Consider the following 14,535-nt stretch of genomic DNA (forward strand, 5'->3'; position numbering starts at 1 on the left):
TTTGTTCTACTTGAGAGGAAGGCTTTAGTGCGAGATAGGACATAAAAGGTTAAGTCAATACATAATCAAGACAGAAATGATAAAAGTACATAAAATAAGGGAGAGGTTGTCTTGTTTGGGACAGCCTCTCTTCTTACGTGTAAAACAATAATGCTCCATACACCATTATGGTTCAGAGTGCTCAATATTTCTTTTTGTTGGTTTAAGCCTTTCTTCGATATCAGCTTCTAATTCAACAAAATAAAACTCGCCACCTTTTGACTTTCTACTATCTACCTACTTCGACTTCTATTATAAAAAGCCTTCATATATTCCGAAATCAAGACTTAAATTATAAGGAATTCAACTTGTTTACATTCCAGAGTCTTTAAATGAATTAATTGTTCAGAAGGAACTTAAAGGGGAAACATGAAGCTACAAACGAACGGCAAAAACAACGTGCTAAAAAGGAGATATACACAATCTAAAATCAAAACAAGTTATTGTCTTTATCTTTTCTTAGTCCCTGCATTTCGAGTTATAATTTTGCCTACGTTAAACATCATATTCACCCTATCCCCCGATTTTTTTGGTCATTTCAAATGTGTACATTTTTAAAGGAAACTTTTACCGGTTTGTGAAAACAGAAAAATAAAGAACAAAAATCGAAATCGCGGTTTTATTTTTTAAGAGTTTAGAGACAATAAGATGATGGCTTTCAAGAATGGAAAGAAACAAATACGTTTGAAGGAAAAGTCCGTGGTAAAAATGTCTTAAACAGTTATAAGATTGATCAGATGTAAATTACGGTGTTGGTACCCTGTCTTTTATAGTCATAGTCATTTGTAATTTCTGAAATAGAAACGAATACCAGTTTCAAATTGTATCTGTCTAAGGATAGTTACCAAGGAGAAATATACGAGGTGAATGAGTATGAAAAGGTTAAATAAAGCCAAGATTTTTAAGTCTGTAAAAATTATTTTTCCACTGATTTTATTAGTACTTGCAGTCTTTGAAATAAAAAAATTTACTGGAAACATAGATATTCAAATGCTTCGTCATGAAGTAAGCCAGTTGCATTTTGCTAAGACGATCTTTATTCTTCTTCTTACTTTTTGTTCCATTTTCCCTATGGTTTTTTATGATGTATTTTTAGCGAAAATATTAGGTATTAAAGTTCCTCTGAAAGAGTTGGTAAAAAAGTCTCTTATCGCGAATTCTTTTTCAAATTTAATTGGTTTTGGAGGTCTTGTTGGAGCTACGCTAAGAACATATTTCTATAATGAATACGAAGCTGACAGGAAAAGACTGGTGAAAAAAATTGCATTTGTTTCACTTTTTTATCTTACAGGTATCTCTTTACTTTCCTGGATTGTACTTGTCGCTTATAGGAATGCCCCTTTGATTCAAGAGACAAGATGGCTTTTCTGGGCCGTTGTAGCCGTAAGTATATATTTGCCGCTTTTTATTATTGTACATATCATCCAACGCCAAAAAGCTACTGGTTCAGGTACTGATCTTGGAATTATGATAAAACTACTCATTGTTTCTTTACTTGAATGGATAGGCGCATTTCTATGCATTTGGTTATTATCTTTTATTTTGAAGCTACCCATTTATTTTAACGATCTTGTCCCTGTTTTTATCGTTGCTTCATGTGCTGGTATTATCAGTATGATTCCTGGGGGCTTTGGATCCTTTGATTTAGTCTTTATTTGGGGAACCCATGCACTGGGTGTTCCAGATGAGAAAGTGCTAGTCGTATTGCTATTTTATCGTATAGGCTATTTTATCCTTCCATTTTTAGTAGGAGTTTTTCTTTTTATCAAAGATTTTTGGAACAAGTGGAATAAATCATGGAACAATCTACCCAAAGTGGTCATGGTGAGGATAAGCCATGTAATATTAACCTTTTTGGTGTTTTTTTCAGGAATTATTTTACTTCTTTCAGCGGCAGTACCAGGAATTATCGAAAGGTTACAAATTGCCCAGGAATTTTTATCATTGCCAATCATGAATATATCTCATCAGCTCTCCGTTGCAACAGGTTTTATCTTGCTTGGTTTATCCCGAAGTATTCAGTATAAGGTGAAACGGTCATATTCTCTAACTATGGCTGTATTGTTTTTGGCCGCCTTATTTTCTTTCTTTAAAGGACTTGATTATGAAGAGGCATTATACCTTTTGATTGTTATTGTGCTCCTGAGAATGTCAAAAAATCGTTTTTACAGAGAAAATTTTATATTAAGCTGGGGCAAAACGATTTTTGATATAGCTGTGTTTGTCATGATTACCTTAATGTATGTCTTAATTGGATATTCAAATTTACCTACCTCCAAATTGAAAGTAAATTCAAAGCTATCGCCGTATGTGATTCAAGATTATCATGACTTATTTAATAGTGCTTTAATTGGCTTGCTTATTGCTTTCTCTCTATTTATTGCGGGTTATTTGTTAAGTCGGGATAAAAGATGGAGTATGGAAACATCCCTTGCTCAGGAAGGTGAAATTATTGAACACTTAGATCGATATAATGGAACGGTTCTAACGCATTTAATTTTTTTACATGATAAATATATCTATTGGAATCAAAAGCACAATGTCATGTTTTCTTATCAGATATTTTCTGACAAGCTAGTGGTCCTTGGAGACCCGATCGGTGAACGCGATGAATTGCTTCTTGCAATCGAAGAATTCCGTGAAACATCTGATCTTTATGGATTTACACCTGTCTTTTATGAAGTCAGCAATACGATGCTCCCTTATCTTCATGAAAACGGTTATGACTTTTTTAAACTTGGCGAAGAAGCATATGTTGATTTAGACCATTTTTCATATAGTGGGAAAAAAATGAAAGGAGCCAGGGCAGTAAAAAACAAGTTTGAACGAGAGAATTATCATTTTGAAATTGTAGCCCCTCCTTTTGATGAAGATTTCATGAAGGAACTTAGGGGAATATCCAATGAATGGCTTCAAGGAAGAACGGAAAAAGGTTTTTCCCTCGGCTTTTTTGATGAGAATTACCTCAATAAAGCTGAGATTGCCATTGTGAAAGCTGAAGGAAAGGGGATTCTTGGATTTGTAAACATTATGCCGGTTTACGATAAAAAAGATACGATCTCTTTGGATTTAATGCGATTTGGTAAGGATGCCCCTTCTGGAACGATGGACTTTGTTTTTCTATCCTTATTTGAATGGGCAAAAGAGGAAGGATATAAATCCTTTAATATAGGGATGGCACCTTTATCTAATGTTGGAATTTCAAAGTATTCATTTTTAAGTGAGAAAGTAGCTTCCCAAATATTTATGCATGGTCAATTTCTCTATTCATTTCATGGTTTAAGAAAATTTAAAGAAAAATATGCAGATATATGGCATCCTAAATATTTAGCTTACCGAAAGAAAACTTCATTGCCTATTACTATGACACAAATCACCTTATTGATTGGGAAGAAAAGAAAAAAATGAGAAGCTAGTCATTTTCTTTCTAACTTTGAAAAATAAGTGTTCTTTTGAAAGTGTGAAAATATTTAAAATCATCCTTGTTCCATTCTGGACGGAAGAAACACATCGAAAAAGGTACAATGTCCTATTGAGCTTATGAAAGCAAAATATCTGTAAGAGTGACTAAGTAAATATAACGGTTTATATTTACTTAGTCAGAACGTTTTAAAATGCTATATCAAATTAGACTAAGACTTATAGCAAAAGCTTGTCTCCTTACATAGAATAAAGAAAAGCTGTCATCATTGGTATCTGAATTCAGCTGTTTTAAACGGGTTTGCATAGCGTGGCCCCGTCTTTTTATCAAATTTCGAAGTCGAAAAATAAAAGGAATTATGCAATTTTACTAGAGGTGATTACTAATCTACTATCATAGTAGTTTAGTAATGAATAATTTTTACGAGGTGAAGTACATTGAAGGTAGATGCTGTTTTTGAAGGTGGTGGGATCAGGGGAATTGCTTTTATTGGAGCGATTCAGGCGATGGAGGAGGAGAACGTTGAGTGGGAACGATTGGCTGGAACATCAGCAGGCGCCGTCATCGCTGCACTGGTGGCAAGTGGTTATAAAAGCTATGAAATTAGAGACGAGCTAAGTAAACTTGATTTCTCAAAGCTAAGAGGCAGAACGATCTTGAATCGAGTCCCCATAATCGGTACCTTTTTAGCGCTTGTGGTACATCTTGGAATTTATAAAAACAATTATTTAGAAACATGGGTCGATTCACTTCTTGCAGAAAAAGGAATTAAGACATTTGCCGATCTTCCAGAAGGCAAGTTGAAGATAATTGCTTCCGATATTTCGAACGGCCAATTGCTTATTTTGCCAGATGATTTGGTTCGCTATGGAATGACTCCTGCTGATTTAAAAGTTTCAACTGCCATTATGATGAGTACCTCATTACCATTTTTCTTCCGTCCGGTTATTTGGAAATCAAAAGACCGTAACAAATCCTACATTTTAGATGGTGGATTACTTAGTAACTTCCCAATATGGATATTCGATACAGACAATCCCCGCTTTCCAACGTTTGGCTTCCATTTTGTGAAAAATGAAGTGAACATAAATGCAGTTATACCAACGCCAATCCACCTTTTTAAAAATATATTTAAAACGATGCTTCAAGCCCATGATTTAAGATATATGAAAGAAGAAACGATTGAGCGCACGATTCAAATCCCTACTGGTGATATCAGCGCAACTGATTTTGAACTGAATAAAGATGAAATCGATTTTCTCTATAGATCAGGCTATAATTCCACTAAAGAATTTTTGTCGAAGTGGGATTTTGAACAATATAAGATCAAGCGAAGCCAAAGAGTGAAGAATAAGTAGTTAAAAGAAAACTCTATCCCTTCAAACAAAAGAGCAGGATCTTTTCGTTACATGTGTTTTCTGTTTAGCCAGTTTTGCTTGAAATAGTGACCATTATTTCTGCAAGCGGTGTTTTAGTCATAGGAAAGGTTTGTGCCTTCATATCTTTTTTACGATCTGAATCTGTAATGAACTGAGTAATCAAAGGAAACTATCGTAAATTACTTTATGATAGTTTCTTAGGTTTCATCGCAAGGTGTTTGTCGGAATCCTTCATTGATAAGGATTCTTTCATTCATTTTTGTTCAGTAGACTGGAAAAAGCCTCATTGTATTGGCTAATAGATTGAAATGTTGGTTGAATTATCAGAATAATATAACTAACATGACAGGTTATATGTTAAAATAGTTTTATTGAGAGTCATACATATTATTTTGCTACAAGCAAAGCTTGTTTGAAAGGGAGAATTCAATGATTATTGGGTTGTTAATTATTTTACTTCTTGTGTTATTTTTGCCTTTTTTTATCAAACACATTGAAGAGAATTTAGAAGTATTTTTGTTTATCATGGGTTTTTTAGCTGCAATTGTAGGTGGCGTATTTGACAAGCATCTTCTAATTAAAGCATTAGAGGATCCGATTAAAATTACGATTGCTGTTTTGGTAGCTGGACTATTATTTAAATGGCTTAAGACGCCTTTGGAAAAAGCGATTCTAGGCATAAGTCGTGCGATGCCTTTTCGGTTATTTATTGCTCTAATCGTTATTATCTTAGGATTGCTTTCAAGTGTAATTACAGCAATTATCGCTGCTTTAATTTTAGTTCTTATTGTCAGTGTTCTTACACTTGACCGTCAATCAGAGGTTCGACTTGTTGTTTTAGCCTGTTTCTCAATCGGTCTTGGAGCAGCATTAACACCAATTGGTGAGCCACTTTCAACTATTGCTATCAGTAAATTAGGAGAAGATTTCTTTTACCTCTTCCGATTAATTGGCCCTGAAGTTATTCCTGCTGTGCTGATTTTTGGGATTCTTGCTGCGTTACTGGTTCATCCGAAACAAAATCAAGATGGATTGTCCAATAATCAATCGAGGGAAACCTATCGTGAAATTATTATTAGAACGATAAAAATTTATTTGTTTGTAATGGGACTGACGCTTCTAGGGGAAGGTTTTGAAACGTTGATCAACCGTTACCTGCTGGATTTAAATACGGGGATCTTATACTGGATTAATATGATTTCAGCAGTCCTTGATAATGCGACTCTCGCTGCGGCTGAAATTAGCCCTTCGATGGATGAACCGACTATTAAGGCGATTCTACTTGGTCTATTAATAAGTGGTGGAATGCTGATACCAGGCAATATCCCGAATATCATATCAGCTGGAAAACTAGGGATCACAAGCAAGGAATGGGCGAAATTCGGTCTACCTGTTGGTTTAGTTACTATGTTTGTTTTCTTTATTGTTATCACTTTATTTTAATAGATTAGGGATCTTATTAGAGAAACAACACTAATACGACAAAGGAGCCACAAGGTTTCCTTTGTAGGATAAAAACTGGTCTAACTATGTATATTCAAGGTTAACTCTCTGAATCAATCTAACTTTTGAAATAAATCAATCTTCATCTCATATTTGTGTGCCACACAAAAAAAGTAATATAATATTATGAAGGACTATGAATGTCCTCGAAATGTTCAATGATGGAGGGGAAAACGATGAGCAATCAAATTAAAGTAGGTATCGTAGGGTATGGTAATCTTGGTAGAGGAACAGTAGACGCAATTAAACAATGTCCGGATATGGAACTTGTTGCTATTTTTACAAGAAGAACACCCGACAGTATCTCGGTAAATGAACCAAATGTGAAGGTTTTACATATCTCTCAAGCTGAGAATTATAAGGATGAAATTGATGTAATGATATTATGTGGAGGATCGGCAACTGATCTTCCAGAACAAGGTCCAGATTTTGCAAAAATGTTTAACACGATAGATAGTTATGACACACATGCTAAAATTCCTGAATATTTTAATTCAGTTGATCGTTCTGCAAAAGAAAGTGGGAAGACGAGCATCATCTCTGTTGGCTGGGATCCAGGTTTGTTCTCGATCAATCGTTTAATGGCAGAAGCTATTTTGCCGAACGGTGAAAATTACTCATTCTGGGGGGAAGGTGTCAGCCAAGGACATTCAGATGCTGTTCGTAGAGTTGAAGGTGTGAAAGGTGCTGTTCAATATACCGTACCAATCGAAGAGGCAGTTGAAAAAGTAAGAAGTGGTGCAAATCCTGAATTAACAACTGCAGAGAAACACCTTCGCGTTTGCTATGTTGTAGCAGAAGAAGGATATGATCAAGCCAAAATCGAACAAGATATTGTAACGATGCCGAACTACTTTGCCGATTATGAAACGAAAGTGAACTTTATTACAGAAGAAGAATTAAAAGAGAATCACTCAAAATTGCCACACGGTGGTTTTGTTATTCGTGGTGGGAAAACAGGATCAGGCAATAAACAAATTATTGAATTCTCACTAAATCTTGATAGCAATCCAGAGTTTACTGCAAGTGTATTAGTCGCATATGCACGAGCTGCATATCGCTTAAACAAAGAGGGACAAGTTGGTGCCAAAACCGTTTATGAAGTTGCACCTGTATATTTATCTCCAAAATCTGCAGAAGAATTAAGAAGAGATCTACTGTAGAATTTTCTTTATGAGAGTTACCGGAAGCTAGCAAATATAACAAAAAAGAGGGTCAGACCTCGCACACTAAATCAGTATGCAGTGTTTTTTACACGTACTTATACTGTATTTAGTTGTTGCGGGGTTTGGCTCTTTTGCTTATGAGAGAGACCAATGCTTGCGCGTAATCATGAGATTCTGACTTGTAATCTTCTTTTTAGATATAGTTCAGAGCGTATTTTCTTTAAAGGTCTTTTCCTAAAATTGCTTCATAATATTTATAGAAAAACCCTTCACACAATTAAAGCCATTATCAACTGTAGAAAGGGGATTCTTTGTGGAAAAGACGAAACTGACAGGTCGAATTGTAACACCGAAAGATTCTGATTATGAGCAAGCGAGAACAAATCTGAATTTGAGCATACCTAAGTTTCCAAAGGTAATCGTTTTTTGTCAAAATGTTGAAGATATAGTGAATGCATTAAAATGGGCAAGGGAGAATCGGGTTCCTTTCCGTTTGAGAAGCGGTCGCCATAGTTTTGAAAATTTTTCTTTATTGAACAGAGGTCTGGTTATTGATGTAAGTGAAATGAATCAAATCATATGTAATCGCCAAAGTTTAACCGCGAAGATTGAGGCGGGTGCGGGATTAGGGAAAGTATATCAAGAATTATGGGAATATGGAGTCACCATTCCCGCCGGAACATCTATTAATACCGGGATTGTCGGCCTCACACTTGGCGGAGGAATTGGTTTATTAACAAGGTTATATGGACTAACTTGTGATAATCTTCTTGAAATTGAAATGGTTAAAGCTTCTTCCAATAGAGGCGCGGAAGTCATTAAAGCAAATAAGTATGAAAATAGCGATTTATTCTGGGCTTCCCGTGGTGGTGGTGGTGGGAACTTTGGCATTGTCACGTCACTTACATTCAGGGTCCATCCAATCTCAGACGTATCGATTTTCTCAATTACATGGGAATGGGAGGATTTTGAAGAGGTATTTAACGTCTGGCAGAATTGGGCACCTTTCACGAATAAACGCCTTACTTCTACAATTGAATTAAGAGCAAAGGAAGTAAATAGAATTGAAGTACTAGGGGAGTTTGTTGGTCCCGCCACAAAATTAAAGCAACTAATTCAGCCATTATTGGAAGCTGGCAGCCCTATAGATCAAAGAGTAAAAGAGGTACCGTATATTGACACGGTCAAATTTTTTGATTCTCCAAGCGGAGATCGACCAACACATTTTAAGCGTTCTGGTTCTTTTATAGAAAAACCACTTTCAAGAGAAGCCATTTTAAAGATGAAACAATTTTTGTCAAACGCACCTAACGAAAATGCAGCGATATGGCACCAATCACTGGGAGGTGCAGTGAGCCGATTTGATCCTAAAGATACAGCTTACTATTATCGAGAAGCCATTATCGGCCAAGAGTATATTTCTTCTTGGAATACCGAGCGTGAGGAACGGAAAAACGTCGAGTGGATTGAAAGGCTCAGAAGAGCGCTATCGAAGGATACGATGGGTGATTATGTGAACTGGCCAGATATTTATATCAAAGATTGGCCAACAACCTACTATGGAGAAAATGTCAGCCGGCTAAGAAAAGTTAAAACCGCATATGATCCGTATAATGTATTTACCTTTCCTCAAAGTATTCCTCCTTACAACAAACGAATATTTTAATACAGAAAGGAGATGACTCTGAAGGTAGTGGGTTTATTCAACGAGTCATTTTCTTTTTTGATTGTACTCTTCTCGACCTTCATGAAGTATTCATAATTTTCCTTTTGGATATTATCAAACGAATGAAATGGGTATGACGTTAAGCACCACCACCGTTTACCATGAAAGCCCCATCCTGTAGCACGATACACTCGCCTAAATACAATGGTGGCGGTGCGGAGCCGGATTGTTGCAGTACTTTCTTAATAAAGTATGTATAGCTGCAAAGTAGATTAGCTAGATTAGTAAGTCGCGAAGCCCCGTCCCCATGTCCTTTAATGAATGTAAATGTTTTGTTAATCTATGATTCTATTGAAGGATTTTCCCAAAACATTAAAGAAATCAGTAGTAGAATATTAGCTTCTATTGGAGAAAACAAATAGGAGGGCAGATCTTGATATCAAAAGTTGTAGTTCGTACCCCTTTTATAATGAATATGTGGGAGCGCCACCCAAAAACTTGGAGAATATTAATTGACTTGGGGATCTTCCTTAAATATAAAACATTAAACATTAATAAAATTCCCAACAAAATTATATTATCATCATCCAATGTTCTTTATGTTAACTCAGAGGAGAATCGTGGTAGAGCATTATTAATTAGTGATGGCATCACACAAAAGCGACTTTCTTATTTTTGGAGTACATCTGTAAAAGAATTCTCGCCAAATCTGATCATAGATGTTGGGGTAAACTATGGTGAATGTCTTTTTTCAACAACCTATCCCGTAGGAGCGATCATCTATGGAATCGAAGCGAATCATCATTTGATTCAATACATCATTAAGTCGAGAGAAGTTCACCCGAATAAGGCACAAATAACGATTATCAATGCCTTTGCATCAGACAAAACCGACGAACAAAAAGAATTTTATATCGATAAGCATTGGTCGGGAACATCTTCGGCATCCTATATACCTGCTCACAATATGATTGAAAAGGTGCCTGTTCGTACCATTACGATTGATTCAATCTTTAAGAAAGGCTCAACAAATGGAACCGTTCTTTTTAAAGTGGATGTCGAAGGGTATGAAGCGTTTGTTTTAAAAGGGATGAGCAGGTTACTAGAGAGCTGTAAATCAGCGATTGGTTTTATAGAATTTAATAGTGAATATATTGAAAAATCAGGAATGATAGTAGCCGCTTTTTTCTCTTTCTTGCAAAAATACTTTACGATTTACATGTATGTAGCAGACGATATTTTAGTAAGAGTGGACAGCATTCATTATGAAGATTTACATGGTATTTTGGGGACTGACAATATTCATACAGATTTACTAGTTGTAACAGATGAAGAGAATATAGAAGTATTTGACTTTATCATACAAGATCATCATAAAAAAATGTAAAAAGGGTGTCCCAAAAGCAAAGGGTCAGCCCCTTATGAGACACCCGCTTCTCTATCAATTTCATCTTGTTGATTTAAGTCAAAGATAGAGTATTGCTAATTAACTTTTTTTTATACGCTTGTACTGGTAGAATAATAGAGAAACAAGTTCCTTTACCGTGTTCACTGGTCACATGTATATGTCCATTCATCCCTTTAATAATACTATACGAAACCATCATTCCGAGTCCGGTTCCTTTTTCTTTAGTTGTAAAATAGGGCTCGCCAAGACGATTGATTTGTTCTTGTGTCATCCCTGCCCCTTCATCCTGGATATTAATATGGAGAGTGGTATCTTTATAGTCTAAATGGATGTTAATTTCTCCATGATTTTCCATCGATTCAATTCCATTTTTCATGATATTAATCAAACACTGTTGGAATTTTTTTTTGTCCCCTTTAGCAAGATAATGATGATGCTCTACTAAAGATAACTTCACCTGTATTCCGTTCATATTGGCTAACGGGATGATTACATTGACGGCATGTTGAACTTCTTCATTAATATTAATATTTTCCTCTATGTCGAATGCCGGTTTAGCAAAAGTTAAATAATCGTTAATCACTTCTGTAGCACGATCCAATTCTTGTAACGCAATAGTTGCATACTCTTTTCTTGCCTGTGTAGCTTCACCTTCAGATAGCATTTGGATAAATCCGCGGCTGACAGTGAGCGGATTTCTAACTTCATGAGAGATGCTTGCAGCAAGATGGCTCACAATTTGTAGCTTTTCAGCTTTTACTAACTTTTGTAGCACCTGAAAATTTGTTTGGATCACTTCCCAAAGAAGAGTAGATATGAACATGCCGATGATATGTATGACGACATACTTTGTCCAGAATATGCTATCTATTTTTACATGAAATATATGTATTGAAACAATCGCTGAACTAGATAGTGCAAATAGAGTTAATGCAAAACTTAATGTTAGTTTTTGTTTAATGTTCATATTTAAGTAGTATTTAGATAAAAAGATTGCGAGTAAACCGATGTAGATATGTGTAATCGCTGTAACATAAAAACCTACATCATTACCTTGTAAATAGCGGATAATTAGGACTAATAACAATTGTGAAAAACCTAAACGAAATCCTCCGATTAAACTTCCTAAAATAAAGGGGATCCAGCGAAGGTCCCAGATGAAACTCTTTTCAAGTGCTACAGGAAGCAGCATGCATAGGATAAGAGAGACTATTGGGAAAATACCGATAACCCAGCCTTTTATTTCTTCTAAACGATACACATATTTAACCAAATAAACCATTTGTACTAAACATAGAGAGAGTAGAATAAATAAAAAATTGATAAGTAAGTCCTTCGTCATAAGGTCCATCGTTGCACCGAACTTTCAATAGTAGTATGAATAGTTGAAATATTATATGTAAATCATACCAAAATAAGTAAATTAATACTAGTGATATATAACAGAAGAAAGAATTTTCAAACAAAAGAAACGACGAGGAACTTTCTTACAAAAAAGAGAGTGCCCCATAAGTGTTCTGGCTCCCACACAGCACTGCATCTAGATTATCTTAAATCGAAATCACGCTAGATATAGTATTGTGGGGGCTGTCACATTGGCTCATGGGACGCCCTCTATGATTCAAATTTATTTGAGATTTAATTATTAGAATAATTCGAGTTTTTTGATCCGTTCTACGGCCTTTACCAATAACTTTTCATCCACTAATAAACCGACACGAATATACCCTTCTCCATATTCACCAAACCCATTGCCGGCGGCAACTGCTACATCTGCTTTCTCAAGCAAATAATTGGCGAATGTTTCACTAGTAAACCCACTAGGCACCGGCAACCAAGCGAAAAACGATCCAGTTGGTGCTTCAACTTTCCAGCCAATATTTTGGCATGCCGTAATAAAGGCATTTCGACGTTGTTCATAACGGTTGACGAGTTCTCCAACACATTGCTGATCATCTGTTAGCGCTGCAACTGCGGCCTTTTGCACAGCTGGAAAAAGACTGCAGTATAAATGATCTTGGATAAGGTTTAGAGCTTCGATAATTTTGGCATTACCAACCGCAAAGCCGACGCGCCAGCCGGCCATATTATAGGTTTTAGATAATGTATACATTTCTATGCCGACGTCTTTTGCACCATTGACCTCAAGAAAGCTTACTGGTTTTTTTCCATCAAATCCAATTGCGCCATAGGCAAAATCATGCAAAATCGTGATTGAATGTTTTTTTGCAAAAGCAACTGTTTCTTCGAAGAAAGTCCGATCTACTGTAGCCCCAGTCGGATTGTTCGGATAGTTAAGATACATTAATTTTGCTGATTCTTTTTGTTTTTGCGGAATGGCGTTGAAATCAGGTAAAAATTGATTTTCAGCTTTAAGTGGGAATGTTTTATATTCGACATTCGCTAACACTGCACCTGATAAATAATCCGGGTATCCTGGATCAGGCAATAACATTAGTTCGCCTTCATTTAACAAGCACATTGGCAGCTCGACTAGACCTGTTTTCGTCCCAAATAAAATAGCTATTTCAGTCTCTGGGTCGATAGCTACTCCGTATTGTTTCAAATAAAATTCGCTAGCAGCTACCTTCAGTTCTTTAAGTCCTCTAAACGGGGAGTATTTATGAGTTAGTGGATCCTCTGCCGCAGTTTGGAGAGCTTTGATGATGTGTGGTGGTGTCGGCTGATCTGGGTTACCTTGCCCTAAATTAATAACATCCCGTCCTTCTGCAACTGCCTTGCCTACCTTTTCAACTAGGTTTGCAAAAAATTGTACTGGTAATTTTTTTAAGCGCTCTGAATATTCCATGTGAACCACCTTTTATGTAAGAGTTGCTATTTAATCTAAAATTTTATAATATTTAGATAAAAAAGTCTAGAGGTGTCAAAAATGAAGATTGCTTGTGTACAAATGGATATCGCTTTTGGGGAGCCAGATCAAAATTATACAGCGATTGAGAAATACATTGAAGAAGCGGCAAAAGCACAAGCGGATGTCATTGTCTTTCCGGAAATGTGGAATACAGGCTACGCTCTTGATCAACTCGACAGACTGGCTGATCGAGAGGGAAGCATAACAAGAAAGCTACTGTCTCAACTGGCCAAAAAACATCAAGTGAACATTGTCGGTGGTTCAGTAGCAACAAAAAGAGGAGACAAATACTTTAATACGATGTATATCGTGGATAGAACTGGAAAAATTGTCGCGGCCTACGATAAAGCTCATTTATTCAAGTTAATGGATGAGCATGTATATTTAAACGAAGGACAAAGTATGAATGTATTTGAAATGAATGGCATTACATGTGGCGGGGTCATCTGTTATGATTTGCGGTTTCCAGAATGGATTCGGACACATGCATTAAATGGAGCCAAGATTATGTTTATCCCGGCTCAGTGGCCGAAGCAACGTATTGACCATTGGCAATTATTATTGCAAGCTAGGGCGATTGAAAACCAGTGTTTTATCGTGGCTGTCAACCGTGTCGGTAATGACCCAAATAATGAATTCAATGGTCATTCCATGGTCATTGCACCTTGGGGTGAGCTACTAATTAGCAAACAAACAGAGGAAGGGATCTTGTACGCGGACCTTGAGTTAGAGGAAGTCGATCAGGTGCGGAAGACGATACCCGTTTTTAAAGACAGGCGGACGGATTTATACGAATTATAAGGGGAAAAATTAGTACTCTGCTAGAGTAGTAGAGTTTATCCCGCTTTAACGGGCCGTACCCCCCTACTGAATGAAGTTTCCCTTTTTAGTTAGTTTTTTTTAAAGATTGACAATAATAGGATAGTTTTATAATATATTAATTACATTAAATTTAATTTAAGCTAAGCTACTTATCCAGAGCGACTGAGGGACTAGGCCCTATGACGTCCGGCAACCCCCAATAATTGGGAAGGTGCCAATCCTGCAGAATGATCTTCATTCTGAAAGATAAGTCGAGATT

Annotated in this window: 9 protein-coding genes, 1 pseudogene and 1 riboswitch; of the genes and pseudogenes, 7 read left to right on the forward strand and 3 right to left on the reverse strand. The window is 36.2% G+C overall.

Going from position 1 to position 14,535, the window contains the following annotated elements:
• Nucleotides 1-171 precede the first annotated feature (171 nt).
• Nucleotides 172-264, reverse strand: a pseudogene (locus HNP81_RS24755) (shikimate kinase); the annotation flags it as partial.
• Nucleotides 265-912: 648 nt separating this feature from the next.
• Between HNP81_RS24755 and mprF the strand changes: the two are divergent.
• From mprF to HNP81_RS18270, 6 genes are all read left to right on the forward strand, one after another.
• Nucleotides 913-3,447: a bifunctional lysylphosphatidylglycerol flippase/synthetase MprF gene (gene mprF / locus HNP81_RS18245; RefSeq protein ID WP_182503560.1), complete on the forward strand. Its 2,535-nt coding sequence runs from the start codon at nucleotides 913-915 to the stop codon at nucleotides 3,445-3,447.
• A 450-nt stretch (nucleotides 3,448-3,897) separates the two neighbouring features.
• Nucleotides 3,898-4,818: a patatin-like phospholipase family protein gene (locus tag HNP81_RS18250; RefSeq protein ID WP_182503561.1), complete on the forward strand. Its 921-nt coding sequence runs from the start codon at nucleotides 3,898-3,900 to the stop codon at nucleotides 4,816-4,818.
• A 450-nt stretch (nucleotides 4,819-5,268) separates the two neighbouring features.
• Nucleotides 5,269-6,282, forward strand: coding sequence for a DUF1646 family protein (locus HNP81_RS18255; RefSeq protein ID WP_182503562.1), 1,014 nt, complete (start codon nucleotides 5,269-5,271; stop codon nucleotides 6,280-6,282).
• Nucleotides 6,283-6,518: 236 nt separating this feature from the next.
• Nucleotides 6,519-7,505 (forward strand): diaminopimelate dehydrogenase, encoded by a 987-nt coding sequence (locus tag HNP81_RS18260; protein WP_028390144.1) that lies wholly within the window; start codon nucleotides 6,519-6,521, stop codon nucleotides 7,503-7,505.
• 316 nt (nucleotides 7,506-7,821) lie between these two features.
• On the forward strand, nucleotides 7,822-9,174 hold the full coding sequence (locus HNP81_RS18265; protein WP_182503563.1) for an FAD-binding oxidoreductase: 1,353 nt from the start codon (nucleotides 7,822-7,824) through the stop codon (nucleotides 9,172-9,174).
• 433 nt (nucleotides 9,175-9,607) lie between these two features.
• Nucleotides 9,608-10,561 carry an FkbM family methyltransferase gene (locus tag HNP81_RS18270; RefSeq protein ID WP_182503564.1) on the forward strand — a complete coding sequence of 318 codons (954 nt, stop codon included), beginning with the start codon at nucleotides 9,608-9,610 and terminating at the stop codon, nucleotides 10,559-10,561.
• A gap of 73 nt (nucleotides 10,562-10,634) precedes the next feature.
• Here the strand turns inward: HNP81_RS18270 and HNP81_RS18275 are convergent, their stop codons facing one another.
• Nucleotides 10,635-11,924, reverse strand: a complete 1,290-nt coding sequence (locus HNP81_RS18275; RefSeq protein WP_182503565.1) for an ATP-binding protein — start codon at nucleotides 11,922-11,924, stop codon at nucleotides 10,635-10,637.
• 303 nt (nucleotides 11,925-12,227) lie between these two features.
• Nucleotides 12,228-13,391, reverse strand: a complete 1,164-nt coding sequence (locus HNP81_RS18280; RefSeq protein ID WP_182503566.1) for a pyridoxal phosphate-dependent aminotransferase — start codon at nucleotides 13,389-13,391, stop codon at nucleotides 12,228-12,230.
• An 81-nt stretch (nucleotides 13,392-13,472) separates the two neighbouring features.
• On the opposite strand from HNP81_RS18280, the gene HNP81_RS18285 reads away from it, so the two are divergent.
• On the forward strand, nucleotides 13,473-14,255 hold the full coding sequence (locus HNP81_RS18285; protein WP_182503567.1) for a carbon-nitrogen family hydrolase: 783 nt from the start codon (nucleotides 13,473-13,475) through the stop codon (nucleotides 14,253-14,255).
• 167 nt (nucleotides 14,256-14,422) lie between these two features.
• Nucleotides 14,423-14,529: riboswitch (SAM riboswitch) on the forward strand.
• Nucleotides 14,530-14,535 lie beyond the last annotated feature (6 nt).

The organism is Peribacillus huizhouensis, assembly GCF_014138605.1.
Taxonomy (GTDB): Bacteria; Bacillota; Bacilli; order Bacillales; family DSM-1321; genus Peribacillus; species Peribacillus huizhouensis.